Consider the following 25,517-nt stretch of genomic DNA (forward strand, 5'->3'; position numbering starts at 1 on the left):
GACTGCACAGAAATCCCTATTCGATAATCGACCATCGAGGGGCGCACTCAGCAACCCGATCGTCGTTAAGCAGGGGAGACGCGCCAAAGCGTTATACCCTAACAGGGTCGCCTCGGTGTCTGCCAACCGCGGCACCGCTCGCGTTGACGGGAACGCGGCGACGGACGGGGGGTCTGGGATCGTGACGATTCGAGCACGGCTGATCGGCATGCTGAGCGCCGCCGCGATCGTGGTGAGCGGGCTCATCGCGCTTCCTGCTGCGCCCGCGACCGCACTCTCGGGCTCGGAGTTCGACCCCGGCCTGATCATCAGCGACGAAGTCTTCTTCAACAAGTCCGCGATGTCGCGCGACGCCATCCAGGCCTTCCTCGACGACAAGGGCGGCACCTGCCAGAGCGGCTACACGTGCCTCGCCGACTACCGCCAGACGACGTTCACGCGCGCGGCCGACTCGACGTGCGCCAGCTACACGGGGGCCAGCAACGAGACCGCGGCGACCATCATCTTCAAGGTGGCACAGGCGTGCGGCATCAACCCCCAGGTTCTGCTCGTGACGCTGCAGAAGGAGCAGTCGCTCGTCACCTCGACGGCGCCGAGCTCGACGAAGTACAGGATCGCGATGGGGTACGGATGCCCGGACACGGCTCCGTGCGATGCGCGCTACTACGGCTTCTACAACCAGGTCTACATGGCGGGCCGCCAACTGCTGCGCTACGGCGACCTGCCCGCGACCTTCAACTGGTTCCCGGTGGGCACCGCGTCGAACGTTCGCTACCACCCCAACGCCGCGTGCGGCTCCAAGCGCGTCACCATCCGCTCCGAGGCGACCGCCGCTCTCTACTACTACACCCCCTACACGCCCAACACCGCAGCCCTCGCCAACCTCACGGGCACGGGCGATTCGTGCAGCTCGTACGGCAACCGCAACTTCTGGCGGTTCTTCAACAACTGGTTCGGCTCCCCCGTCCTGCCCCAGGACCACATCAACTTCGTCGTGGCCGTCTATGACGACGTGCTGGGCCGGCCGGCGAGCTCGCGGGAGTATCCGGGCTGGGTGCGCGCCATCCTGAACGGCATGCCCCGCCAGCAGGTCGCGAGCGGCTTCGTGAACTCGACCGAGTACCGGCTGCGCAAGATCGACGAGGCCTACCGCACGGTGCTCGATCGCGAGCCCGACGCGGGTGGGCGGGCCAGCTGGCTCGAGGGGATCCGACGCGGCATCCTGACCCCTGATGACGTCTTCGAGGTCTTCCTCTCGACCAAGGAGTTCTACATCAAGGCGGGCGGCACCGACACGGGCTTCGTCAACGCGCTCTACCAGCGCGTCATCGGGCGCCCCGCGAGCGAGGGCGAGCAGGCGCACTGGGCCGGTCTCGTGGCCGACAAGAGCCGCAAGTGGGTCGTCGACGCGATCTACAACTCGGTCGAGACCTCGCGCAATCGCGCGAACGAGGCCTTCCTCGACTACCTGGGCCGCGAGGCGACGCTCGAGGAGCGCATCACGTGGGGCAGCTACATCCGCTCGCGCGGGCAGCTCGCGTTCCGTGCGGCGATCCTGGCGACGGACGAGTACTGGGATGTCGCGCAGGCCCGGGCCGCAGAGCCCGTGGCCCCGACGGTCGAGCCGGCGCCCGCCCCGACGGCGAGCCCCACTCCGACGCCGACCCCGTCGTCACCCACGACGCCGACACCCGCGCCGACGGCACCCCTGCCGTCGCCGAGCGAGTCGCCGACGAGCGAGCCCAGCGAGCAGCCGGCCGGCTAGGCCCGGTCGGCGAGGGCGGCGAGATCGGCCGCGACCATCGCGGCGACCATGCCCTCGAAGTCGACGGTGCGGCGCCAGCTGAGGGCCGCTTCGGTGGCGGCCGGGTCGCCGCGCTGCTCGGGCGCGTCATTGGGGCGCATGAAGCGAGGGTCCTGCAGCACGAGCTGCTGCCAGTCGTCGATGCCGACCGCGGCGAACGCGGCCGCCACGAAGTCGCGCACCGAATGGCTCACGCCCGTCGCGATGATGTAGTCGCCGGGGGCGTCGACAGCGAGCCGCAGCGCCTCGGCGTAGTCGGGTGCCCAGCCCCAGTCGCGGCGGGCGTCGAGGTTGCCGAGCGTGATGCTCGGCGCGCGCCCCGCAGCGATGAGCGCGACGCCGTGCGTGATCTTGCGGGTCACGAACGCGAGCGGTCGCCGCGGCGACTCGTGATTGAACAGGATGCCGTTCGCGGCCGGCACGCCCGTCTCGCGATACATCTTCACGAGGCGGTGCCCCAGAGCCTTCGCGGCGCCGTAGGGCGTCACGGGGGCGATCGGGGTGGACGCGGTCTGCGGCTGCTCGGCGGCGCGACCGAAGACCTCGGCGCTCGAGGCGTTGACGACGCGCACCTCGTGCCCCGCATCCCCCAGCCGCCGCGCGGTCGCGAGGATCGACGCCGTCGACCCCCCGATCGTCACGGCGTAGGCGGCGGGGTCGGTCCACGATTCCGCCACCGAGGTGAGGCCGCCGAGGTGGAAGACAGCGTCAGGGCGTACGCGGTCGATGACCGTGGCGATCTCGTCGGGGCGCGCGAGGTCGGCCACGTGCAGCGTGGGAGCTCCGGTCGGCGCGGTCTCGCCGGCGGTGCGCACGGCCCCGTGCACCTCCCAACCGTGCGCGGCGAGCAGCTCGGCGAGGTAGCTGCCCGTCTGCCCGGTGATACCGGTGACGAGAGCCCGGCGCATCAGGCCGATTCGGCGTCGATGCGTGCGAGGTCGGCGTCGACCATCATGCGCACGAGCTCGGGGAACGAGACGGTCGGCGTCCAGCCGAGCTTCTCGTGCGCCTTGCTCGCGTCGCCGATGAGCAGGTCGACCTCGGCAGGGCGCATGAAGCGCGGGTCCTGCAGCACCTTCGACTGCCAGTCGTCGATGCCGACGTGCGCGAAGGCGACTTCGAGGAACTCGTGCACCGAGTGCGTCTCGTTCGTCGAGACGACGTAGTCGTCGGCCTCGTCCTGCTGCAGCATGCGCCACATGGCGTCGACGTAGTCGCCCGCGAAGCCCCAGTCGCGCTTGGCGTCGGTGTTGCCGAGGGTGATGGTCTCCTGCCGGCCGCGCGCGATGTTGGCGACGGCCATGCTGATCTTGCGCGTGACGAACTCCGGCCCGCGCATGGGCGACTCGTGGTTGAAGAGTATTCCGCTCGAGGCGTGCATGCCGTACGACTCGCGGTAGTTGATCGTCATGTAGTGCCCGAAGACCTTCGCCACACCGTAGGGCGAGCGCGGCCACAGCAGGGTCGACTCCGACTGGGGCACGTGCTGCACCTTGCCGAACATCTCCGAGCTCGAGGCCTGGTAGAACCGCACCTTGCCGGGGTCGTCGCCCGAGTAGAGGCGCACGGCCTCGAGGGCGTTGAGCACGCCCTTGCCCGTGACGTCGCTCGTGAGCATGGCGTTCTCCCACGAGTAGGCCACGAACGAGATCGCGCCGAGGTTGTAGAACTCGTCGGGCTTCGCGACGTCGAGCGCGCGGATGAGGCTCGAGAGGTCGAGCAGGTCGCCCGTGAGGATGCGCACGAAGGGCAGCTCGCGCTCGAGGAACTCGATCTTCGGGTTGTTCTGGCCACGCACGAGGCCGTAGACCTCGTAGCCCTTCTCGTGCAGCAGCTTGCTGAGGTAGTAGCCGTCCTGACCCGTGACTCCGGTGATCAGTGCTCGTGTCATCAGTGCGATCTTTCGTCGATGTGCGGGGGTTCTGCGCCGGTGGTGCGCGCCCGGAGCGAGCGCCGGCCCGGGCAGGGGCAGATCGGCGTTCGTCCGCACGACTCTACCGTGCGCGGGCCGCGGCTCAGCGTCGGCGCCGCGTCGGGGTCGCGCGCGACGGGATAATGGGTCGTCCCCCCGAGCAGAAAGGTCGACCGTGAGCGCTGCGCCGCCGATCGTGATCGACGCGACCGCGATCCCCGCTCAGGTGGGCGGCGTGGGCCGGTACCTCGAGCAGCTCATCCCCGCACTCGACGCGCTCGGCACTCCCCTCGTGATCGCGTGCCAGCAGCGCGACGCGGCCTGGATCGCCGACGCCGCTCCGCACGCCCGCGTGCACGCGGTGCCCGCCGCGGTCGCCCGCACCGCGGTGCGCCTGCTATGGGAGCAGGTGGGGCTCGTGCTGCTCGCACGGCGGCACCGCGCGGCGGTCATCCACTCGCCGCACTACACGATGCCGCTGCTGGCCCGGCGGCCCGTCGTCGTGACGCTGCACGACGCCACGTTCTTCTCGGATCCGCAGCTGCACAGCCCCGTCAAGCGCGTGTTCTTCCGGTTCTGGAGCCGCGTCTCGGTGCGTCTCGCCGCGGCGTGCATCGTGCCGAGCGCCGCCACGCGCAGCGAGCTCGAGCGCTTCGTCGGCCCGCGGGCCGCCGCGTGCGCCGTCGCCCACCACGGCGTCGATACGAGCGTCTTCCGCCCGCCGACCCCCGCCCAGATCGAGCGCGCCCGGTCGCTCGCCGGAACGCCGCACTGGATCGCGTTCCTCGGCACGATCGAGCCCCGCAAGAACGTTCCCGCGCTGATCCGCGCCGTGCTCGCCGCACGCACCGAGCTCGACGATCGGTTCGCGGATGCTGTGCTCGTGCTCGCGGGAGCGCGCGGGTGGGATACCGAGGTCGATGAGCTGCTGCGCGAGGCGGGCGACCGCGTGCGCGTGCTCGGCTACGTCGACCGCGACGACCTGCCGGGGCTGCTCGGCGGCTCGCTGCTCGTGGCCTACCCCTCGCTCGGCGAGGGCTTCGGCCTGCCCGTGGTCGAGGCCATGGCGTGCGGCGCCGCCGTGCTGACGACCCGCCGACTGGCCCTGCCCGAGGTCGGCGGTGACGCCGTCGCGTACGCTGAACCCTCGTCGGAGTCGATCCGCGCCGCGATCGTCGCCTTGCTCGCCGACGACGACCACCGGAGCGAGCTCGGCCGCCGCGGCCGTGAGCGGGCCGCGCGCTTCACCTGGAGCGCAGCGGCCGAGGCGCACGCCGCGGTCTACACGCGGGCGCGCGAGGGAGGGACGCAGAATGGCGCAGGCTGAGTACGGCGACGCGATCGGCGTCGTCGTCGTCACCTACTCCCCCGGTCTCGAGCTCGACGCCTTCGCCGCCTCGCTCGACGAGGGCTCGCGCGAGCCCCTCGCACTCGTGCTCGCCGACAACGGCTCGACCGACGGAGCCCCGCAGCGCGTCGCCGCGGCACGACCGGGCACGAGGCTCATCGTCGACGAGTCGAACCCGGGCTACGGCGCCGCCGTCAATGCGGGCGCCGCCCAGCTCGGTGCCGAGATCGGGTACATCCTCGTGTGCAACAGCGACCTCACGCTGCGGCCGGGCGCGATCGAGCGGCTGCACGAGGTCATCCGCGCCGACGAGCGCATCGGCATCGTCGGCCCGCTCATCCGCAACGACGACGGCACCGTCTACCCCTCGGCGCGTCGACTGCCCTCGTTCCGCGACGGGATCGGTCACGCCCTGCTGGCCGACCGCTGGCCCGGCAACCCGTGGACGCGCCGGTACCGGCAGGAGGAGCTCGGCCTCGCGACCGAGCCCACACCGACGGGCTGGCTCTCGGGCGCGTGCGTGCTCGTGCGGCGCAGCGCGTTCGACGCGATCGGCGGCTTCGACGAGGGCTTCTTCATGTACTTCGAAGACGTCGATCTGGGCAAGCGGATGCTCGAGGCGGGCTTCAGCAGCGTCTACGTTCCCGACGCCGAGGTCGTGCACATCGGCGGCAGCTCGACCTCGCAGCACTCCGAGCGCATGCTGCGCGCCCACCACGAGAGCGCCTACCGGTACCTCGCGAAGAAGTACCCCCAGTGGTTCATGCGCCCCGCGCTCGGCGTGGCGCACCTCGGCCTGCGCTGGCGGCTGCGCAGCGAGCTGCGGCGAGCCGCCCGGTGAGCCGCGCGCGGTCTGGCGCCCACGGCCCGGAACGTGACACGCTGTCAACCACGTTGTCCCCGAACGAGGAAGCAGGTCGACGGTGACCCGCACCACACCCCCCTCCGCCGACGAACCCCGACTGGGCCCGCTCGGCTGGCTCTCGGCGTTCGCCCGAGCGCTCGTCGCGCTGCCCTCCTTTCGGCGCCACATGACGCTCGTCGAGGCCTCGCTCAACCGCCAGGTGCGCGCACTCGAGGTGCGCATGGACGAGCTCGAGCGCCTCGCGCTCACGGGCGGCTCGGCGCGACCGGGCACCCTCACCGCCGACGCGCACGACGAGTCGACGGGCGAGCTCGGCTCGGTGGCCGTCTCACTGCGCGAGCTCGGGCGGCGCCTGAGCGCCATCGAGGGCGAGCAGACGCCCCCCGGGCGCTGATCGCGATGAGCGCCCCCCGGGTCTCGATCGTCATCAACACGCTCAACCGCGCCGAGTCGCTCGGCACGACGCTCGAAGCGCTGCAGTGGATCGCCTACGCGGGCGAGTTCGAGGTCGTCGTCGTCAACGGCCCGTCAACCGACTCCACCGAGGCCCTTCTGGCGCCGTGGTCTGACCGCGTCGTGCTCGAGCGGTGCCCGGTGGCCAACCTGAGCGTCTCGCGCAACATCGGAATCGCCGCGTCGAGCGGCGAGATCGTGGCCTTCATCGACGACGACGCGGTGCCCGAGCCCGAGTGGCTGGGGCAGCTCGTCGCCGCCTTCGACGATCCGCTGGTCGGCGCTGCCGGGGGCTACGTGCTCGACCACACGGGAGTCGCCTACCAGAGCACCTACGCCCTGTTCACGCGCCTCGGCGACCCCGTGGCATCGCCCGGCAGAGCGAGTCCCGAGCGGGTCTTCCCCTACAGCTTCACGTTCCCCCACCTCATCGGCACCAACATGGCGTTCCGCCGCACGGCGCTCGACGACGTCGGAGGCTTCGACGAGCAGTACGAGTACTACCTGGATGACACCGACCTCGTGGTGCGCATCATCGACCGGGGCTACGACGTTCGGCAGGTGTCGGGCGCGCACCTGCACCACCGGTTCGCGCCGAGCACGATCCGCGACCACCGCCGCGTCGCCCGGCACCGCTACCCCGTGGTCAAGAATCACGCCTACTTCGCGCTGCGGCACGGTCTCGCGTTCTACGACGAGCGCACGATCATCGAGGAGCAGCGGGCCTTCGCCCACATGCACCAGGTCGAGATGGTGCAGGCGGTCGCCGACGGGCTCATCGACCGCGACGACCTCGACCGGTTTCTGCAGTACCGCGACGAGGCGGTCGACACCGGGCTGCGCGCGGCGCGCGCTGTCAGACCGACCGCCCACCGCGGGCAACTACCGCGCGGCGCGCGGGGGTCGATGTTCCGCCGGTTCCCCACCATCGTCGAGGGGCCGGAGATCGTGCGGCGCGTCCTCGTCGCCGGGCCCGGCGCCGCGAGCATCGCCGCCGCCCGCGAGCGCGGCCGCGCGCTCGCGGCCGAGGGCCAGATCGTGCATCTCATCGCCCCGACCCCGCACCGCGACCACATCGACTTCGACCACGGGGTCTGGATCAGCGCGGTCGACGTCTCGACGTCGCCCTGGCGGGCGGCGCGCGCGCGCGGCGCCCGCCGCCTCACCGAACGGTTCGCGTCGACCTCCGCCTGACGCTCGCCGCCGCACGGCAGCCGTCGCGAGACGGCGACCGGCTCAGCGCACGCACTCCGCATCGACAGCGTCGGCGGCCTCGACGATCCAGACGTCGACCGTGAACGCGACCTCTTGCCATCCCGCTCCGGGGGGCTGGCTCAGCAGAGACATCGACCCCGAGACGGTCTCGTCGAGGCGCACGCTCACGCTCGGGTCGTCGATCCGAGCGCCGAGCCCCGCGCCGCCGTTGCGGACCTCGTGCACGAGGATGCGGCCGGTGGGCGAGCAGGCGAGCGACGACTCGACCGCGGCGAGATCGAGCACCTCGTCGCGACCGAAGTTGTCGCGGCCAGCGAGCCGCAGCACCTCGAAGCCGTACGAGATCTGCATCGGACGCGCGAAGGCCATCCAGGTGTTCGGGAAGAAGAAGCCCGGAACCGTGGCGGTCGAGGTCGATGCCCACACCACGGGAACCTGCTCGCGCTCGACCGAGGCGTTGAGGTCGACCTGCAGCTCGTAAGCGCCCCGCATGTAGCTGTCGGCGAGCATGAGCCGCAGATTCTGCTGCTGCGGCAGCGCGACGAGCACCATGGCGAGCGCTCCGACGCCCAGCAGCGCCGGTGCCGTGAGCAGCGCCTCGGGAACCCGGCGCCGCAGGTTCTCGGCGGCCGCGAACCGGCGCCGCACGAGCTCGAGCCCGATGCCGAGCAGCAGCAGCAGCGCGGGAAGGATCTCGCTGACCGCGTAGCGATCCCAGTACAAGAAGAACGAGTGGTCAGACAGCAGCCCGAGACGCACGGTCTGCAGCCCGTAGAACATCGTGATCGTCGTGCCGAGCATGAGCACGGTCGCCACGAGCGCCGCATCGTCAGACGAGCGCGTGGCGGCGACGATCGTGACGATGCCGATGATGACGAGCACGAGGCCCAGGCGCAGCGCGATGGTCCACAGCGACGTGCCGCCGATCGCGGTCGCGATGACCCCCGCCGTCAGCACGGCCGCGACGACGATGCCGAGAATGCCCGGGATGCGCGTGGCGCGGCTCTCGACGACGGGTCGACGAGCGAACAGCACGGCCGCGAGCACCGCGGCCGCGCAGACCACGACGAGCACCGCCGCGGTCGTGGCGGTCGCATCGAAGAGTCCGAGTCGGCCGCCGACGAGCGACATCACCGCGTCGGGAAGCAGGTTCGTGAGCTGGGTCTCGACGTAGTAGCGCCGGATCTCGGTGATGCCGTACCAGAAGCCGAGCACGGCGGCCACGAGGTTGCCCGCGACGAGCATCCACACCGATCGGCGCATCGCGCGGAAGTCGGGAACGACGAACGAGCAGATGGCGAGGGCGATGAGCGGCACGAGCAGCAGAGGCCCTGTGCCGCGCAAGAGGCCGAGCGCGACCATCGCGAGCGCATTGAGCAGCACGGGCCCGATCGGGCGCGGCGACCGCAGTGCCGTGTAGGCCGTGAGCACCCAGATGACGAAGAGGGGCGCGTTGAGCGTCTCGCTGCTGGGGAAGGTCGAATACCAGATGGCGTGCACGTGCACGGCGACGACGCCCGAGACGGCGAGCACGATCCAGCGGTTGATGCCCATGCGCTGCAGCGTGCGTGCGATCGCGATCGCGAGCACGAGGCCCGAGACCGCCAGCCCCGAGGCGACGTGCTCGAAGCCGAACACGGCGCTGTTGAGGCCGAGATAGGCCGGCAGCAACGGGGGCCACGACGACGAGAGCTCGCCCGTGCGCGCGAACTGGTTCGCCCAGTTGATGTAGGCACCCATGTCGCCGAGCCAGGGCAAGAAATTGACCGAATCGACGCGCGGCACGACCGTGACGACGGCCACCACGGCGGCGCCGCCCCAGAACCAGCGGCTGCGGCGATCGAGAGCGAGACGGGGCGGCAGTGCGCGCCGGCGCACGGCGAGCACGACGAGAACGACCCAGCCGGCGGCGAGCAGCGCGAGGGGCACCGCGCCCCACCAGGCGAAGACGGTCGGCAGCAGCATGAGCACGAGGTAGCCGAACACGGCGGCATCGGCCGAGAGCGCGCCCCAGCCCTCGTGGCGCTCGCGCGCGAGCACCGCGATGGGCGCGCCGAGCACGACGCACGCGAGCATCGTCAGGGCGATGATGCCGAGCACGGTCATGCGCGCGCCCCCGTGGACTCGTTCACGATCGCGGCGATGAGATCGGCTTGCGCGACCGAGGTCGCCTTGACGGTCGGCAGGTTGCTGCGCAGCTTCTCGCGCACCGTCGACTCGGCCTGCACGAGCGCGTCGAACCGCTCGAGCAGGAACGCCGGTTCGAGCTTGTCATGCCCGAACGCCCACTCGTCGAGCTGGAACATCTCGAGCACCTCTTGGTACTTGTGGCTCCAGCCGATCACGAGGGTCGGCACCGACATCGCGAGCGACGACACCATGGCGTGAAAACGGCTCGCCACGAAGTAGTCGCAGCGGCCGATGAGGTACCGCAGCGTCTGCGACGAGAGCTCGCGGTCGATGAAGAGAACGCCATCGCGGCGCTCGAGCCGCTCGAAGATGCGCGTGCAGAGGGGCAGGTCGTTGTTGTGGGTCTTGTCGGTGCCGGTGCGCACGCTGTGCGGGAACAGCACGACCCGCCGGCCCGAGGCGGTCATGGCGTCGATGAAGCCCGCGACCTCGGCGACGTAGTCGGCACCCCGCGCCTCGACCTTCTTCTGCAGCACGACGCTCGGAGAGATGCCGACGACGACGGCATCGGTGTCGAAGAAGCCGAGGTCGAAGTGCGCGGCGGCCGACGCCTGCTCGGTGCCGTCGAGCTCGAGCGAGAAGGCGTAGTCCGCGCCGGCGAAGAGGTTGGTGAGGCCCAGCTGCTCGGCGAACTCGTGCGTGATGCGCCCGCGCGTCACGAGCGTGTGTACGCGGGGGAGGAACCGCCGAGCCGCCCACCGGTTGACGGAGTTGCGGAACGGCCCGACCGCCTGCGCGCACTTGAAGACGGGGGTCTTCACCATGAGCGCCGGCAGGATCGACGCCACGTTGTAGAGCAAGAACTTCTCGCGCCCATCGGTGAACGTGATGCCGCCCTGGTCGAGCAGCACCTGCGAGCTCGCGAGCGCACCGATCGCGCGCGAGCGCGAGCGCAGCATCGGGCGCAGGAACGGCAGCACGCGGTACAGCAGCGCCAGGGTGTTGATCGTCACGCCCAGTTGGCGCGGGCGCGCGTCGATGATGTCGAGCGACTCGTACTCGTTCTGAGCCCGGTCTTCGGCCGGGTACATGCTGAAGAGCGTGAACCGCACGCCGGGGATGCGCTCGCTGAGCGTCGCGATCGAGCTCTCGAGCATCGCCGACGCGCCCTTGTTGCCAGAGAGCGCCGAGCCGATGATCGCGATGCGGGGGGCGGGGGCGGTGGTGGTCATGCGGTGGGTTCCTTACGGGGCAGGATGCGGAGCAGAGCGTAGAGCAGGGCGAGAACGGCATCGGCGATGGTGCTGAGCAAGCGGGCGAGCAACGAGATCAGCACGGCGTCGGCGGCCGAGTACCCGGCCGCCACCAGGCAGGCGAACAGCACCGCCTCGCGCACCCCGAGCCCGCTCGGCACGAAGAAGGCCAGGATACCGAGGGCGCCCGCGAGGGCGTAGGCCGCACCGATGAGCAGCCAGTCGGTCGCGGGCACCGCGGTGATCGACGCGGCGACGAGAACGATGCCGACGCCGTTGATGATGCGCGGCACGGTGAATCCCGCCAGCAGCGCCGCCGTGCGGCGCGTCGGCAAGAAGTACTCGACCGGCAGGGGCTGCTTGGTCAGCCGCCGGGTGGCCAGGTCGAGCAGGCGGCGGAAGATGCGCCGGTCGAGCACGGCGATGAGCGGCACCAGGGCCACGCCCACGACGATCGCCGTCGCGACGTTGCCCGCGAGCACGCCGACCCCCACCGACAGCGCGATGATCACGAGGCTCGGCACGATCGACACGATCTGCAAGAAGACGTTCTCGTAGATGAAGCTGATGAGGATCACCATGCGGCTGATGCCGCGGCGCCCTCCCCAGACGACCTTGTTCACGAGCGACCCGACCTGGCCGGGGATGTACTTGAGCAGCCACGAGGCGCTGTGCACCTCGACGGCGTCGCGAGCGGTGACGCGGGCATCCGGTGCCAGATCGGTCACGATGACGCCCCAGAGCAGGCCCGAGACGGGCACCGCGGCCGCGAAGACGACGACCGCGACCACCATGAGCAGGTTCGGCCGCAGATCGGCCTGCTGCACCTGCTCCCAGTTCTGGGCGAGCGCCAGCCAGAACAACCAGCCCACGGCCACGAGCACGACGGCCGTCAGGGCGTAGCGCAGGATCGTCCGCACGCGCGGCGACCGGGCCTCGCTCATCGCAGCACGTTGTACGAGCGGAAGGTGTCGAGCTCCTTCTTCTGCGAGTAGGGCACCATGCCCTCGGGGTGCGCGTAGCCCACGGCGATGAGCATGACGACGCGGTCAGAGACATCGAGCCCGAGGGTCTTCTGCATCTTCGCCTCGAGCGGCTCGAAGTCGGGCCAGTTGATGACGCTCGACGAGAGACCCAGGGTCTCGAGCGCGAACATGAACGACATCGCCGCGAGCGAGGAGTCGACGTAGATGGCGTGGCGGTCGCGCGGGCTGAAGTACGACTCGAGCTTGCCGACGACCACGACGACCGCGGGAACGTTGTGGGCGTATCCGGCAGCGCCGAACGGCAGCCCGACCACCGTCGAGACGGCGCTCGGCTCGTCGTAGACGCGGAACTCGTACGGCAGGCGGTTGCAGGCCGTGGGTGCCTGCCGCGCGACGAGCAGCGCCTGGTCGATCAGCTCTCGCTCGACCGGCCGCTGCTCGAACCAGCGCACCGACCGGCGCTGCATGGCGAGCTCGTGAAGCTCGTCGTAGGTGACGCCCGAGAGCTGCTTCTTGACGTAGGGCACCTTGCCGCTGGGCGCGGTCGGGGCGGGCATGGCCTCGAACCGTGCGCGAGCGGCATCGACGATGGGGTGGCTGCCTGTGCTCACCCGGAAGTACTCGGTGAGCACGTCGTGCGCCCACTCCATCTCGGCGGTCTCCATGCCGTTCTGCTGCGAGGTGTACTGCGCCACCGCGGCCGCGTAGAACTCGACCGTCTCGCCGATGTAGTCGCGAGCGAAGACATCGCGGCGGGGGCGCATGATGATGCCCTTTTCGAGACGGTGGATGTTGCGCCGCAGCTCGACGTGCGTCGTGCGTGCCGTGCCCTTGTTGCGGTAGTAGTTGCGCCGACCCCGCAGCACGGCCGCCTGCTCGCGGTTGAAGGTGAGGAACCCGATCGTGAAGAACAGGTGCGTGAGGATGCGGCTGGAGCCGAAGGTCTCGAGGAACACGCGGTTCACGACCTCGTAGGTCCGACGGATCCAGGTGATCGCCAGAAGCTGCTTGGCGATGCGCTTGAGTCTCTTGAGCACGATCTCTCCGTACGAGCGGGGCTGCGCGTCGCGAATCGGCATCCGGACGCGGGACGCGCCGACGCGGCACAGCCTGGCCCAGTATACGCGGTGAAAGCGCGGGCCCGGAGGCGGCCGGCGACGGTGCGCGACAGCCTCGCGCGAGGGGCGATGGGCCCCGGGTGACGGGGGCGTTCGGTAGCGTGGAGACGAGCGCGGTCGATGCCCGCACCGATCGAAAGCAGTGCACGAACCATGCCGTCCACCCCCCTCGAGCGCCCGAGCGCCGCCGCGCGCCGAGCCGCCGTCATGACGCGCGGGCGAGCGGGCGTGGCCCTCGCGGCGGCCCTCGCCCTCACGGCGGGCCTGCTGGCGATGGCAGACGCGCGCCCTGCCGAGGCCGCGCGGCACCCGGCCTGCGCGATCGTGCCGGATGGCATCTACTCGAGCTGGGTCAACCCGCTCGCCGCGGCCGACGGCGGGTACTGGTGGATCGGCTCGATCTCGCGCGACGGCACGAACGCCGTGAGCCGCGTCGACTGCGCGACGGGCGTCGTCGACCGCGTTGCGCTCGGCGGGCCCGAGCGCGCTGACGACCACAACGCGACGGCCATCGCGATCGACCCCGACGAGCCGCAGCTGCTCGCCGTCTACTCGACCCACGCGGCGCGCACCCACGCCCGCTTTCGATGGGTCGACCGGCAGACCCTCGTGGCGTCGGAGGAGCAACGCATCGAGTTCGGGGCGCCGACGACCTACGCGCAGCTGCTGCAGACCGACGACACCCTCACGCTCATCGTGCGCGCGGGGCAGAACTGGAAGTACGTGCGCTCGACCGACTGGGGCGCGACGTGGAGCGAACCGGCGACCCTCACGAGCGGCGAGACGGTGCGGGGCATGTACCTGCTCGCCCGCCCGGGCCACGCCGACGACCGCCACCTCGTCTCGCTCGCCCACTACGCGCATCCCACCGCACCGGATTGGCGCTCGGTCGGTACGGCCACCCTCGACCTGAGCACCGGTGAGATCGCCCTCGTCGACGGCACCGTCATCGGCTCGCTCGACGAGCCGGGCGGCCCCGCGCTGCTGCCGGGCGAGTTCGACCAGGTCGTCGTGCCGACCGGCACGACCCGGGTGAGACTGCACGACGTGGGCAGGGTCAACGGCGCCCCGGCCGTGGTCTACGCGGCGTGGAAGGGCACCGACACCGCCCACTACCGGTACAAGATCTGGAACGGATCGCGCTGGACCTCGGGCACGTGGGGTCAGCTGACCGGGCGCCCCTTCGGCTACACGTACGCCACGCGATATGTGGGGGGTGCGGCGTTCATCGATGGCGGGCTCATCACCTCGCGGCAGACCCCGACGACCTCGACCTCGGGGTCGTGGACCATCACCTACTGGCGCTGCACCTGGGGTGCCGGGTGCCGGGCGACGAGCACCTTCACCACGACGCGCAGCGCCGGCCGCATGGTGCGCCCCTATGTGGTCTACAGCGATACCGAGCGGCTCGTGATGATCCAACAGATGAGCCGGTACGCCTGGTTCACCGACTACCGCGCCGACCTGCTGGTGCGCACGCGACCCGCGGGCTGACGCGCGACACCTCGCCGCTGCCGCACCGGCCTCAGCCGCGCGGCAGACTCAGCAGCCGCTGCAGGTAGAGCCCGTAGCCGCTCTTGGCGAGCGGCTCGGCGAGCGCCGCGAGCTGCGTGTCATCGATCCAGCCGGCGCGCCAGGCGACCTCTTCGATGCAGCCGATCTTGAAGCCCTGACGGTCTTCGATCACGCGCACGTACTCCGAGGCCTGCATCATCGACTCGACCGTGCCCGTGTCGAGCCAGGCGGTGCCCCGGTCGAGCACCTGCACCTGTAGGCGCCCCTGCCGCAGGTAGTGCTCGTTGATGCTCGAGATCTCGAGCTCGCCGCGCGCGCTCGGCGTGATGCCGTGGGCTACCTCGACCACGCCGGCGTCGTAGAAGTAGAGACCGGGTACGGCGAAGGCGCTGCGCGGGGTCGCGGGCTTCTCTTCGATCGCGATCGCGCGGCCCGTGGCATCGAACTCGACGACGCCGTAGTCGCTGGGGTTCGCCACCTGGTAGGCGAAGATGAGCCCGCCGTCGATCTCGCGGTACTGGCGCAACGCCGTGCCGAGGCCGGCACCGTGAAAGATGTTGTCGCCGAGCACGAGCGCGACACTGTCGTCGCCGATGAACCGCTCGCCGATGAGAAAGGCCTGGGCGAGGCCGTCGGGCGAGTGCTGCTCGGCGTACGACAAAACGATGCCGAGATCGGTGCCGTCGCCCAGCAGCTGCTCGAACTGCGCCCGGTACTCGGGGGTCGTGATGATCAGGATCTCGCGGATGCCCGCCATCATGAGCGTCGACAGCGGGTAGTAGATCATGGGCTTGTCGAAGACCGGCATGAGCTGCTTCGAGATGCCCTTGGTGATCGGCCACAGCCGCGTGCCCGTGCCGCCCGCGAGGATGATGCCCTTCATCGTGCCCTCCAGGCCTCGTCGAGCGCCGTCGTCAGCCCGATCGCCGCATCCCAGGTCGGCAGCAGGCCGAGCCGCTCGGCCTCGGCGAGCGTGGGCGCCGCGGCGTCTTTGGGGGCGAGCACGAGCTGCTCGCGCGGCAGCGGCAGCTCGAGACCGATCGTCTCGTCGAAGGGGGTGATGCCGTGCTCGCGCTCGGGCGTGAACACCTGGTTGACGAGGTAGCTGACGACCGTGTCATCGTCGAGCGCGACGACGCAGTGCCCCAGCCCTTCGGCGATGTAGACGGCCGTGCGCTCTGTTCCGTCGAGACGCACCGCATCCCAGTGCCCGAACGTCGGCGAGCCGACGCGGATATCGACGACGTAATCGATGGCCGCACCGTGCGGCACCGTGACGTATTTGGCCTGGCTCGGCGGCACCTGCGCAAAGTGGATGCCGCGCACGACACCCCGCCGCGACACCGAGGTGTTGCCCTGGCGAAGCTCGAGCGGGTGCCCCACGGCCTCGGCGAGCGCCTCGAATCGGTAGTGCTCGTAGAAGACGCCACGCTCGTCGGCGAACTGGCGCGGCGTGACCGCGAGGGCGCCGGGCACCGAGAGCTCGCGGATTCGCACGGAGGCCAGCCTAGCAACGGGCACCGCCGCCTCCCGGGTGCGCTCGGCGGCCGACGTGCATAGGGTGTGGGAATGACGAGGGCGACCGACGGTCCGCGCCGCGAGCGGGTGCTCGTGCTGCTCGACGCGACCTCGGCCCACCGGGGAGACGCGCGCCTCGACGCCTACCTCGACGCGCTCACCGCCGCGCTCGGCGACGAGCTCGTCATCGTGTGCCGCCGGCCCGATCTCGCGCACTTTCGGGCCCTGGCCCCGACGGCGGCGATCGAGGCGGGAACGTCGGCGCTGCGCTGGCGGGGCATCCGGATGCTGTGGCGCCAGCTCGCCCTGCCGCGCATGGCACGCCGCCACGATGTCGATGCGGTGCACTCGCCGCAGCCGCCCATCCCCCTGCTCATCGCCCGCCCGCGCGTCGTCACCCTGCACGAGGTGGCCGCCTTCGCCGGTCGTCGCGGACCCCTCGGAGCCGCGCGCCGCGCGGGCGTCCGCGTCGCCGCGCGGCTCGCCGACGAGGTCGTCGCCCCCGACGCCCAGACGGCGCGCGCGATCGAAGAGGCGTGCGGGTTCCCCGCACAGGAGGTGCTCGTCGTGCCCGCGAGCGAGGATGCCGCGCGCTTCGCCGCCGCTCACCGGGTCGCCTACCGTGCCGCCGCGGCCATGGTGCCCGCCGCGACAGGGCCGATCACGCTGCCGACCGCCCGGGGGCCCGAGACGCCCGCTCGGTAGACTCGGCCTGTGAGAATCCTCGTCACCGGCGGCGCCGGCTTCATCGGCTCGAACTTCGTGCACCACGTGCTCGGCGCCGGCGACCACCACGTGACGGTCATCGACAAGCTCACCTACGCGGGCAACCGGGCCTCGCTCGAGGGGCTGCCGGCATCGCGCCTGCAGTTCGTGCACGGCGACATCCTCGACGCCCCGCTCGTCGACCGGCTCGTCGGCGAGAGCGAGGCGGTCGTGCACTTCGCCGCCGAGAGCCACAACGACAACTCGCTCGACGACCCGCGCCCCTTCGTCGACACCAACATCATCGGCACCTTCACGCTGCTCGAGGCCGTGCGACGCCACGGCACGCGCTTTCACCACATCTCGACCGACGAGGTCTACGGCGACCTCGAGCTCGACGACCCCGCGCGCTTCACCGAGTCGACGCCGTACAACCCCTCGAGCCCCTACTCGTCGACGAAGGCGGGCAGCGACCTGCTCGTGCGCGCCTGGGTGCGCTCGTTCGGCCTGCGGGCGACCCTCTCGAACTGCTCGAACAACTACGGGCCCTACCAGCACGTCGAGAAGTTCATCCCGCGCCAGATCACGAACGTGCTGCGCGGCGAGCGGCCGAAGCTCTACGGAGCGGGGCGGAACGTGCGCGACTGGATCCACGCCGACGACCACTCGGCCGCCGTGCTCGCGATTCTCGAGCGCGGTCGCCTCGGCGAGACCTACCTGATCGGTGCCGACGGCGAGCGCAGCAATCGCGAGGTGCTCGCGCTCATCCTCGAGGCGATGGGGCGCCCGGCCGACGAATTCGACGAAGTGGCCGACCGGCCCGGCCACGACCTGCGCTATGCGATCGACTCGTCGAAGCTGAGGGGCGAGCTCGGCTGGATGCCGCGCTTCGCCGACTTCTCGGCCGGACTCGCGGCGACGATCGACTGGTACCGCCGCAACGAGGCGTGGTGGGCGCCGCAGAAGCAGGCGGCAGAAGACCGCTACCGGGCCCAGCACACCGCCCGCGCATGACCCGCTACCTCATCACGGGCGCCGGGGGCATGCTCGCGCACGACCTGCGCGCCGTGCTCGCCGACCGACCGGTCACGGCCCTCGCGCGCGCCGAGCTCGACATCACCGACCCCGAGGCCTGCCGGGCGGCTGTGCACGGGCACGACGTCGTGCTCAACACCGCGGCGTACACGGCGGTCGACGCGGCCGAGCACGACCCCGAGGCGGCCCACCGCGTCAACGCGCTCGGCCCGCAGCACCTCGCACGGGCCGCGGCCGAGGCGGGAGCCGTGCTCGTGCAGTACTCGACCGACTACGTCTTCGGGGGCGATACGCCGCCCGGCAACGAGCACCCGTGGGCCGAGGACGCCCCGTTGCGGCCGATCTCCGTCTACGGCAGCAGCAAGGCCGAGGGCGAGCGCCGGGCGCGCGCCGAGCATCCCGAGGGCGTCATCATCGCGCGCACGGCGTGGCTGTACGGCGCGCACGGACGCAGCTTCGTCACGGCGATCCGCGAGCGGGCCGCAACCGGCGAGCCGCTCGACGTCGTCGACGACCAGTGGGGTCAGCCGACGTGGACGCACGACGTCGCGGAGCGCACGATCGCGCTGCTCGATCACGGGGTGCGGGCGGGCATCGTGCATGCCACGGCGGGGGGCCGCACGACGTGGTTCGGCTTCGCCCGCGCGATCGTCGCCGCCGCGGGGCTCGACCCCGCGCTCGTTCGCCCGGCCGCGACCGTGCCCGGCGCCCGGGCGGCCGCGCGCCCGCATTGGTCGGTTCTCGGGCATGATGGATGGGCGCGGCTGGGCGTCGCACCGCTTCGACCGTGGCCCGCGGCGTTCGCCGAGGCGGCCGCCGCGATCGGCTGGACCGACCCGCCCGTCGTCGCACCGCATCCCGCGACCGCGCCCCCCGCGCCCCCGACCTCCCCATCGATCCCAGGAGCCTCGTCATGACCCTGCCCCCCGCGCTCGTCGCCTTCGACCTCGACGACACCCTCGCCCCCTCGAAGTCGCCGATGCCGGCCGCGATGCTCGAGCAGCTCGTGGCCCTGCTCGAGCGCCGGCCCGTGTGCATCATCTCGGGCGGCCAGTACGGGCAGTTCCGCAGCCAGATCCTCGAGCTGCTGCCGGAGTCGAGCACCGCGCTGCTCGACCGCCTGCACCTCATGCCGACGTGCGGCACGCAGTACTGGCGCTTCGACGACGGCGAGTGGACGCAGCGCTACGCCGAGAACCTCACCGAGGACGAGCGGCACGAAGCGCTCGCGATCGTCGAGGAGGAGGCCCGTCGGCTCGGGCTCTGGGAATCGGAGACCTGGGGCCCCATCCTCGAGGATCGCGGCTCGCAGATCACGTTCTCGGCCCTCGGGCAGGAGGCCCCCGTCGACGCCAAGAAGGCGTGGGATGCCGATGGCCGCAAGAAGGAGGCCCTGCGTGCCGCCGTGGCCGAGCGCCTGCCCGGCCTCGAGGTGCGGTCGGGCGGATCGACCTCGGTCGACATCACGCGCCGAGGCATCGACAAGGCCTACGGCATGCGCAAGCTCGCCGAGATCACGGGCATCGCGCCCGAGCAGATGCTGTTCATCGGCGACCGCCTCGACGAGGGCGGCAACGACTTCCCGGTGATCGCGGTGGGGGTGCAGACCCGCGCCGTGAGCGACTGGGAGGAGACCGTCGACGTCGTCGCGGCGCTCGTGCCCACGCTCACCGACTAGCCTGGCGGGCAGACATGACGACCCTCCGCGTGATCCTCGACCAGCTGGCCGCGCCCGTCCCGGGCGGTATCGGCCGTTACACGCGTGAGCTCACGCGCGCGCTCATCGCGACGCAGCCGCGTGGATGCTCGGTGACGGGCTGGGTTCCCGCCTCGCCCGAGAGCGTCTACCGCGAGATCGAGGCGAGCCTGCCGGGCCTCGCCGAGCTCGAGAAGAGCGTCTTCGACCGCCGGCAGATCGCCGCGGCGTGGCAGCACGGCTTCACGCGCCTCGGCGCCCGCTCGACCACGCACGCGCCGAGCCTGCTCGCCCCGCTCTTCCGGCACGACCGCGTCAACAACCCCGGTGATCAGATCGTCGTGACGATCCACGACGCCGTGCCGTGGACGCACCCCGAGACCTTGACGCCCCGCGGCGTCTCGTGGCACCGCGCCATGGCCGCGCGCGCCGAGCGCTACGCCGACGCTGTCGTCGTGCCGACGCACGCCGTCGCCGAGGCGCTGCTCGACGTGCTCGACCTGGGCGACCGCGTGCGCATCATCGCGGGTGCCGTCTCGACCGACCTCGTCGTGCCCGCCGACGCCGCGCAGCTGCGCCGCGACCTCGAGCTGCCCGAGCGCTACGTCGTGGCCGTCGGCACCGTCGAACCGCGCAAGGGTCTCGACGATCTCGTGCGCGCGCTCGCCCTGCTCGACCGCGACGACCTGCCGCTCGTGCACGTGGGCCCGCAGGGCTGGGGCGACCTCGACCTCGGGGTGCTCGCCGACGAGGCGGGGCTGGGGCGCGATCGCGTGCGCGCCCTCGGCTTCCTCGACGACGCCCAGGTGGCCGCCGTCATGCATGGGGCCGCGGTGTTCGTCATGCCCAGCCGGGCCGAGGGCTTCGGCCTGCCGCTGCTCGAGGCCATGAGCCTGGGCGCGCCGACCATCCACACGGACGTCCCCGCGCTCGTCGAGGTCGCCGGCTCAGCGGGCCTGGCGGTCGAGCTCGACCCGGTCGAGGGCCTGCCCGAGCGGCTGGCAGAGGCGATCCGCTCGGTCGTCGACGACGAGGCGCTCGCCGAGACCCTGCGGGTCGCGGGGCACGACCGCGTCGGAGCCTTCAGCTGGCGCGACTCGGCCGAGAAGACCTGGCAGCTGCACGCCGACCTCTAGCAGCCCACCGGGGTCACGGCTGCGGTGTCGGGCTCGGCGTCGGCGGCGGCGCGACAGCCTCGAGCACGAGTTCGTGGATGAGCGCGAAGTCGGGGAACTGGTTGTCGATCTGCGGCGGGACGAGCTCGAGCCGCTCGATCGGGTAGTCGCGCGACGAGGCCGCGAGGTCGGTGAAGAGCCCGAGCATCGACTGCGGGATGTCGGTGCGCGCGAGCCCGCTCGAGGCCTGCGCGATCGCCTCGAACCGTGTCAGCACGGTCGCCGGATCGAGCTGACGCAGCATCGCCTCCTGGATGTCGCGCTGGTGCCGCATGCGGTCGAAGTCGGTCAGGTTGTAGCGGCTGCGGGCGTACCAGAGCGCCGTCTCGCCGTTCATGCGCTGCTCTCCCGCGGGGATGACCCCGTGCACCGTGCCGCCGTTGATGCCGCGCGAGACCGGCTCCTCGACCGTCACGACCACCCCGCCGAGCGCGTCGATGAGCGCCGCGAACCCCGCCATGTCGATGAGCACCGTGTACTGAACCGGAATTCCCGTCACACCCGCCACGGCATCCTTCATGGCCTCGAGCGCGGGCGTGCTGCCCCGCGCCTCGGCATCGGGGTAGAGCTCGGGATGCTCCTCGGCCCAGGGGTAGAGATACGCGAGCAGGCAGTCGTCGCCGCAGTCGAAGCCCGACGGCCAGGCCTCCCACAGGGGCGAGCCCTCGCGGAAGGGCGCGCGATAGAGGTTGCGCGGGATGCCGATCATCGTCACGGCACCCGAGGCGGCGTCGATGCTCATGAGCGTCATGCTGTCGGGACGCAGCCCGATGCGGTCGTCGCCCGCGTCGCCGCCGAGCAGCAGGATCGTGTACCGCCCGTCGATCGGCTCCACGATGCCGCCGTCGGCGAAGACGGCGCCGAGCGCGTCACGCCCGACGCCCGTCAGGTACGCCGCGTAGCCCGCGGTGCCGGTGCCGACCACGAGGCTCAGGGCGACGAAGAGGGCGATCGGGGCGCGCGAGCCGGGCCGCGTCGAGACGAGACGCGCGAGCGTGAAGGTGTTGACAGTCGTGATGAGCCACAGCACGGCGTAGAACAGCAGCCCTAGCTGCGCGATCCACAGCACGACGACGTTCGTGGCGATCGTGAGCGCCGCCGGCCGCCAGAGCAGGAACAGCGCGATCGCTCCGGCCACCAGGGCCCAGAGCACGAAGGTCGCGCCGACGGCGAAGCGGCCGAGCCGGCGATTGCCCGCGAGCAGCTGCGCGCTGCCGGGCACCAGCAGGTTGAGGCCGAGCAGCCACCACGCGCGACGGCTCATGACCGCCGGGTCGCGGGTGTCGGGGTAGCGCAGCGGCGACGTGTGGCTCACGACGCGGGCGGGGCGGCGATCGCGGCCTTGAGGGCGGCGTTCTTGCCGGCCACGGCCCGCTCGAGCTCGGCGGCGACGGCGGCGAGGCGCTCGGCCACGGCCGCGTCGGTCGAGCCGATGATGCGAGCGGCGAGCAGTCCCGCGTTGCGCGCCCCGCCGATCGAGACGGTCGCGACGGGAATGCCCGCGGGCATCTGCACGATGCTCAGCAGCGAGTCCATACCGTCGAGGTAGGCGAGCGGCACGGGCACACCCACGACGGGCAGGGTCGTGACGCTCGCGATCATGCCAGGCAGGTGCGCGGCACCGCCCGCCCCGGCGATGATGACCCGGATGCCCCTGCCGGCGGCCGCACGGCCGTACGCGATCATCGCGTCCGGGGTGCGGTGGGCGCTCAGCACCTCGACCTCGTGCGCGATGCCGAGTTCGTCGAGCGCGGCGGCGGCGTTCTGCATCACCGACCAGTCGCTGTCGGAGCCCATGACGACGGCGACGAGGGGAGTGCTCATGCCTCCAGGGTAGGACTCAGTCGTCGAAGTGGCTGGCCGCGGCGCGCGCACGATAGACGACGTCGTCGAGATCGACGCCGATCGCCGTGACGTGGCCGGCCTTGCGGCCCGCGCGCGGCCCCTTGCCGTAGGCGTGCACCTTCGCGCTCGGCTGGTGGCCGAGTGCGGCGGCGATGCGGTCGTCGGGCAGGCTGCCGAAGACGTTGATCATGACCCCCCACGGCGCGCGCGGCTCAGTACTGCCGAGCGGCCAATCGAGCACCGCCCGCAGGTGCTGCTCGAACTGGCTCGTCGTCGAGCCCTCGATCGTCACATGGCCGCTGTTGTGGGGACGCATCGCGAGCTCGTTGACGAGCACGCGCCCGTCGGTGGACTGGAACAGCTCGACCGCGAGCACGCCGGTGACACCGAGCCCGTGCGCGACAGTCGTCGCGATCTCGGCGGCGGCGCGCTCGACCGCATCGGTGCTGTGCGGCGCCGGGGCGATGACCTCGGCGCAGACCCCGCCGCGCTGCACCGTCTCGACGAGCGGCCACGGCACGGCCTCGCCGCTCGGCCGGCGCGCGATCAGCTGCGCCAGCTCGCGCTCGAAGCGCACGAGCTCCTCCACGAGCACGGGCCCCGCCGCGAGCCAGTCGTCAGCCGCGTGCGCATCGTCGACGACGCGCACGCCCTTGCCGTCGTAGCCGCCGCGCGGCGTCTTCACGACGGCGCGGCCGCCGTGGTCGGCGAGGAATCCGGCCAGATCGTCGGCGGTGTCGACGCGCGCCCAGTCGGGCTGCGGCACGCCGAGGCCGGCCAGGCGCTCGCGCATCGCGAGCTTGTCCTGCGCGTAGAGCAGGGCATCCGCACCGGGTCGCACGGCCGCGCCGGCCGCCGTGAGCGCGCGCAGCACCTCCTGCGGCACGTGCTCGTGGTCGAAGGTGATCGCATCGCAGCCCTGCGCGAAGTCCAGCACGGTCGGCACGTCGCGGTAGTCGCCGACGACGGTCGCCGCGAGGCGGGCCGAGGCGTCGGGCGCCTCGGCGAGCACCCGCAGCTCGATGCCGAGCGCTACGGCCGCGGGAATCATCATGCGCGCGAGCTGGCCCCCTCCGATGACGCCGACGACGGCCATGGATGCTCCTCAATAGACTGGCGGATGAGTCATGTCTATTCTGGCCGACCGCGCGCAGCTCGGCCGCCCCCGACGAGGTGAGATGCCCGCCCTTCTTCCGCAGCTCGCCCGCTTCGGCACCGTCGGGCTCGTCGGGCTCGTGATCGACGTCGCGCTGTTCAACCTGCTGCGCGTCACGGTGCTCGATCCGGCCATCATCGCCGAAGGGCCGATCATCGCCAAGGTGGTGTCGACCTCCGTCGCGATCGCGATCAACTGGCTCGGCAGCCGGTACTGGACGTTCCGGCTCGAACGCCGCCGACCGGCCGCGCGGGAGGCCGTCGAGTTCGCCGTCGTGAGCATCGGCGGGCTGCTCATCGCCGTGGGATGCCTCGCGCTGTCGCGCTACGCGTTCGGCTTCACGAGCCTGCTCGCCGACAACATCGCCTCGAACGTCGTCGGGCTCGCGCTCGGCAGCGCGTTCCGGTTCGCGCTCTACCGCTCGTGGGTGTTCCACCCGCGGCGCACGCCGCAGCCGACCGCCGACGGCGGTGCCGAATTAGGGCCGGCCTAGCCCCACGTAGGTGAAGCCCGCCTGGCGCCACGCGCCAGGGTCGAGGCAGTTGCGTCCGTCGATCACGAGCCGGGCCGACGTGCGCTCGGCGACAACGGCCGGGTCGAGCTCGCGGAACTGCCGCCACTCGGTGAGCACGACGATCGCGTCGGCGCCCGCGACGGCCTCATCGACCGTCGCCCGGTAATCGAGCTGCGGCTGCGAGCGGCGGGCCGTCTCGATCGCCTCGGGGTCGGTGGCCTGCACGGTGGCGCCGAGCGCCGCGACGCGCTGCGCGATGTCGAGCGCGGGCGAGTCGCGCACGTCGTCGGAGTCGGGCTTGAAGGCGAGGCCGAGCACCGCGACCGTGCGGCCAGCGAGCCCCTCGAAGTGCTGCTCGAGCAGATCGACGACGCGCTGGCGCCGACGAAGGTTGATCTGGTCGACGTCGTCGAGGAAGTCGAGCGCCTGCCCCACCCCGAGCTCGGCAGCGCGGGCCTGGAACGCCCGGATGTCCTTCGGCAGGCATCCGCCGCCGAAGCCCACGCCCGCGTTCAAGAACCGGCGGCCGATGCGCGCGTCGAAGCCGATCGCATCGGCGAGGGTCGTGATGTCGGCGCCGGTCACCTCGGCGATCTCGGCCATGGCATTGATGAACGAGATCTTCGTGGCGAGGAAGGCGTTGGCCGAGACCTTGACGAGCTCGGCGGTGGCGTAGTCGGTGACGATGCGGGGCGTGCCCGACTCGAGCGGACGTGCGTAGACGAGGTCGAGCACCTCCGTCGCGCGGTCGTCGCCCGGTCGCACGCCGTACACGAGGCGGTCGGGAGAGAGCGTGTCGCTCACGGCAAAGCCCTCGCGCAGGAACTCGGGGTTCCAGACGAGCTGCGCCCCGGTCGGCTCGACGAGCTCGGCGAGGCGCGCTGCCGTGCCGACCGGCACGGTCGACTTGCCGACGACGAGGTGGCCGGGGCCGATGTGCGGCAGCAGCGCGGTGACCGCGGCATCGACGTAGCGCAGGTCGGCGGCGTGCCCGCCCGCGACCTGGGGGGTGCCGACGGCGATGAAGTGCACGCGCGCCTGCTCGATCTCGGAGATGTCGGTCGAGAACCGCAGGCGGCCGTCCTTGGCTCCGAGCAGCTCGTCGAGGCCGGGCTCGAAGAACGGCGAGCGCCCCGCCGCGAGCTCGGCGATCTTCGCCGCATCGACGTCGATGCCGACGACGTCGTGCCCGAGCTCGGCCATGCACGCCGCGTGCACCGCCCCGAGATAACCGCAACCGATCACTGAGATTCGCACCCCCTGAGCCTAATGCG

24 protein-coding genes are annotated in these 25,517 nt (G+C 71.5%); 12 read left to right on the forward strand and 12 right to left on the reverse strand.

Annotated elements, in window-relative coordinates; genetic code table 11:
- Window positions 1-181: 181 nt before the first annotated feature.
- Entirely contained in the window at window positions 182-1,765 is a 1,584-nt protein-coding gene (locus tag NNL39_RS02570) for a DUF4214 domain-containing protein (protein WP_255160144.1), read from the forward strand.
- Here the strand turns inward: NNL39_RS02570 and NNL39_RS02575 are convergent.
- Window positions 1,762-2,712, reverse strand: coding sequence for a GDP-mannose 4,6-dehydratase (locus tag NNL39_RS02575; protein WP_255160145.1), 951 nt, complete (start codon window positions 2,710-2,712; stop codon window positions 1,762-1,764). The genes NNL39_RS02570 and NNL39_RS02575 overlap by 4 nt on opposite strands.
- The gene (locus NNL39_RS02580) at window positions 2,712-3,695 is read right to left on the reverse strand and encodes a GDP-mannose 4,6-dehydratase (RefSeq protein ID WP_255160146.1); all 984 of its coding nucleotides are present in this window, start codon (window positions 3,693-3,695) and stop codon (window positions 2,712-2,714) included. Before NNL39_RS02580 ends, NNL39_RS02575 begins: the two co-directional genes overlap by 1 nt.
- A gap of 196 nt (window positions 3,696-3,891) precedes the next feature.
- Between NNL39_RS02580 and NNL39_RS02585 the strand changes: the two genes are divergently transcribed.
- The 4 genes from NNL39_RS02585 (at window position 3,892) to NNL39_RS02600 (ending at window position 7,576) form a co-directional block, all read left to right on the forward strand.
- A complete protein-coding gene (locus tag NNL39_RS02585; RefSeq protein ID WP_255160147.1) occupies window positions 3,892-5,043 on the forward strand; it encodes a glycosyltransferase family 4 protein in 1,152 nt (383 codons plus the stop codon).
- Window positions 5,030-5,905, forward strand: a complete 876-nt coding sequence (locus NNL39_RS02590) for a glycosyltransferase family 2 protein (protein ID WP_255160148.1) — start codon at window positions 5,030-5,032, stop codon at window positions 5,903-5,905. The genes NNL39_RS02585 and NNL39_RS02590 overlap by 14 nt, the downstream gene beginning before the upstream one ends.
- Before the next feature lie 82 nt (window positions 5,906-5,987).
- The gene (locus NNL39_RS02595; RefSeq protein ID WP_255160149.1) at window positions 5,988-6,323 is read left to right on the forward strand and encodes a hypothetical protein; all 336 of its coding nucleotides are present in this window, start codon (window positions 5,988-5,990) and stop codon (window positions 6,321-6,323) included.
- A 5-nt stretch (window positions 6,324-6,328) separates the two neighbouring features.
- A complete protein-coding gene (locus tag NNL39_RS02600) occupies window positions 6,329-7,576 on the forward strand; it encodes a glycosyltransferase family 2 protein (RefSeq protein WP_255160150.1) in 1,248 nt (415 codons plus the stop codon).
- A 42-nt stretch (window positions 7,577-7,618) separates the two neighbouring features.
- Here the strand turns inward: NNL39_RS02600 and NNL39_RS02605 are convergent, their stop codons facing one another.
- Genes NNL39_RS02605 through NNL39_RS02620 form a run of 4 tightly spaced genes read right to left on the reverse strand, consistent with a single transcriptional unit; the run spans window position 7,619 to window position 13,003 of the window.
- Window positions 7,619-9,703 carry a hypothetical protein gene (locus NNL39_RS02605; RefSeq protein ID WP_255160151.1) on the reverse strand — a complete coding sequence of 695 codons (2,085 nt, stop codon included), beginning with the start codon at window positions 9,701-9,703 and terminating at the stop codon, window positions 7,619-7,621.
- Window positions 9,700-10,959: a polysaccharide pyruvyl transferase family protein gene (locus tag NNL39_RS02610; RefSeq protein WP_255160152.1), complete on the reverse strand. Its 1,260-nt coding sequence runs from the start codon at window positions 10,957-10,959 to the stop codon at window positions 9,700-9,702. The genes NNL39_RS02605 and NNL39_RS02610 overlap by 4 nt, the downstream gene beginning before the upstream one ends.
- Window positions 10,956-11,924 (reverse strand): lysylphosphatidylglycerol synthase domain-containing protein, encoded by a 969-nt coding sequence (locus tag NNL39_RS02615; RefSeq protein ID WP_255160153.1) that lies wholly within the window; start codon window positions 11,922-11,924, stop codon window positions 10,956-10,958. The genes NNL39_RS02610 and NNL39_RS02615 overlap by 4 nt, the downstream gene beginning before the upstream one ends.
- Entirely contained in the window at window positions 11,921-13,003 is a 1,083-nt protein-coding gene (locus NNL39_RS02620) for a nitroreductase family protein (protein WP_255160154.1), read from the reverse strand. The genes NNL39_RS02615 and NNL39_RS02620 overlap by 4 nt, the downstream gene beginning before the upstream one ends.
- A gap of 234 nt (window positions 13,004-13,237) precedes the next feature.
- Between NNL39_RS02620 and NNL39_RS02625 the strand changes: the two genes are divergently transcribed.
- Entirely contained in the window at window positions 13,238-14,578 is a 1,341-nt protein-coding gene (locus NNL39_RS02625; protein ID WP_255160155.1) for a hypothetical protein, read from the forward strand.
- A 31-nt stretch (window positions 14,579-14,609) separates the two neighbouring features.
- On the opposite strand, the gene rfbA is transcribed toward NNL39_RS02625, so the two are convergent.
- Entirely contained in the window at window positions 14,610-15,482 is an 873-nt protein-coding gene (gene rfbA, locus NNL39_RS02630) for a glucose-1-phosphate thymidylyltransferase RfbA (protein WP_255160156.1), read from the reverse strand.
- A complete protein-coding gene (locus NNL39_RS02635; RefSeq protein WP_255160157.1) occupies window positions 15,479-16,096 on the reverse strand; it encodes a dTDP-4-dehydrorhamnose 3,5-epimerase family protein in 618 nt (205 codons plus the stop codon). The genes rfbA and NNL39_RS02635 overlap by 4 nt, the downstream gene beginning before the upstream one ends.
- Before the next feature lie 72 nt (window positions 16,097-16,168).
- On the opposite strand from NNL39_RS02635, the gene NNL39_RS02640 reads away from it, so the two are divergent.
- From NNL39_RS02640 to NNL39_RS02660, 5 genes are read left to right on the forward strand one after another with little or no spacing between them, the layout of a single operon-like run.
- Window positions 16,169-16,822 (forward strand): glycosyltransferase family 4 protein, encoded by a 654-nt coding sequence (locus NNL39_RS02640; RefSeq protein ID WP_255160158.1) that lies wholly within the window; start codon window positions 16,169-16,171, stop codon window positions 16,820-16,822.
- Between the two features lie 9 nt (window positions 16,823-16,831).
- Complete coding sequence (gene rfbB, locus NNL39_RS02645) at window positions 16,832-17,836, forward strand: dTDP-glucose 4,6-dehydratase (protein ID WP_255160159.1); 1,005 nt, start codon at window positions 16,832-16,834, stop codon at window positions 17,834-17,836.
- Complete coding sequence (gene rfbD, locus NNL39_RS02650; protein WP_255160160.1) at window positions 17,833-18,774, forward strand: dTDP-4-dehydrorhamnose reductase; 942 nt, start codon at window positions 17,833-17,835, stop codon at window positions 18,772-18,774. The genes rfbB and rfbD overlap by 4 nt, the downstream gene beginning before the upstream one ends.
- Window positions 18,771-19,535 (forward strand): HAD-IIB family hydrolase, encoded by a 765-nt coding sequence (locus NNL39_RS02655; protein WP_255160161.1) that lies wholly within the window; start codon window positions 18,771-18,773, stop codon window positions 19,533-19,535. Before rfbD ends, NNL39_RS02655 begins: the two co-directional genes overlap by 4 nt.
- 14 nt (window positions 19,536-19,549) lie before the next feature.
- Window positions 19,550-20,689, forward strand: coding sequence for a glycosyltransferase family 4 protein (locus NNL39_RS02660; RefSeq protein WP_255160162.1), 1,140 nt, complete (start codon window positions 19,550-19,552; stop codon window positions 20,687-20,689).
- Window positions 20,690-20,702: 13 nt separating this feature from the next.
- On the opposite strand, the gene NNL39_RS02665 is transcribed toward NNL39_RS02660, so the two are convergent.
- The 3 genes from NNL39_RS02665 to NNL39_RS02675 are packed head-to-tail and all read right to left on the reverse strand — an operon-like array spanning window position 20,703 to window position 23,669.
- Complete coding sequence (locus NNL39_RS02665) at window positions 20,703-22,043, reverse strand: LCP family protein (RefSeq protein ID WP_255160163.1); 1,341 nt, start codon at window positions 22,041-22,043, stop codon at window positions 20,703-20,705.
- Complete coding sequence (gene purE / locus NNL39_RS02670; RefSeq protein ID WP_255160164.1) at window positions 22,040-22,552, reverse strand: 5-(carboxyamino)imidazole ribonucleotide mutase; 513 nt, start codon at window positions 22,550-22,552, stop codon at window positions 22,040-22,042. The genes NNL39_RS02665 and purE overlap by 4 nt, the downstream gene beginning before the upstream one ends.
- A gap of 16 nt (window positions 22,553-22,568) precedes the next feature.
- Window positions 22,569-23,669, reverse strand: a complete 1,101-nt coding sequence (locus NNL39_RS02675; protein WP_255160165.1) for a 5-(carboxyamino)imidazole ribonucleotide synthase — start codon at window positions 23,667-23,669, stop codon at window positions 22,569-22,571.
- Window positions 23,670-23,700: 31 nt separating this feature from the next.
- Here NNL39_RS02675 and NNL39_RS02680 point away from each other — a divergent pair, with 31 nt between their 5' ends.
- A complete protein-coding gene (locus NNL39_RS02680; protein ID WP_255160166.1) occupies window positions 23,701-24,222 on the forward strand; it encodes a GtrA family protein in 522 nt (173 codons plus the stop codon).
- Here the strand turns inward: NNL39_RS02680 and NNL39_RS02685 are convergent.
- Complete coding sequence (locus tag NNL39_RS02685; RefSeq protein WP_255160167.1) at window positions 24,208-25,500, reverse strand: UDP-glucose dehydrogenase family protein; 1,293 nt, start codon at window positions 25,498-25,500, stop codon at window positions 24,208-24,210. The genes NNL39_RS02680 and NNL39_RS02685 overlap by 15 nt on opposite strands.
- Window positions 25,501-25,517 lie beyond the last annotated feature (17 nt).

The organism is Microcella humidisoli, assembly GCF_024362325.1.
Taxonomy (GTDB): domain Bacteria; phylum Actinomycetota; class Actinomycetes; order Actinomycetales; family Microbacteriaceae; genus Microcella; species Microcella humidisoli.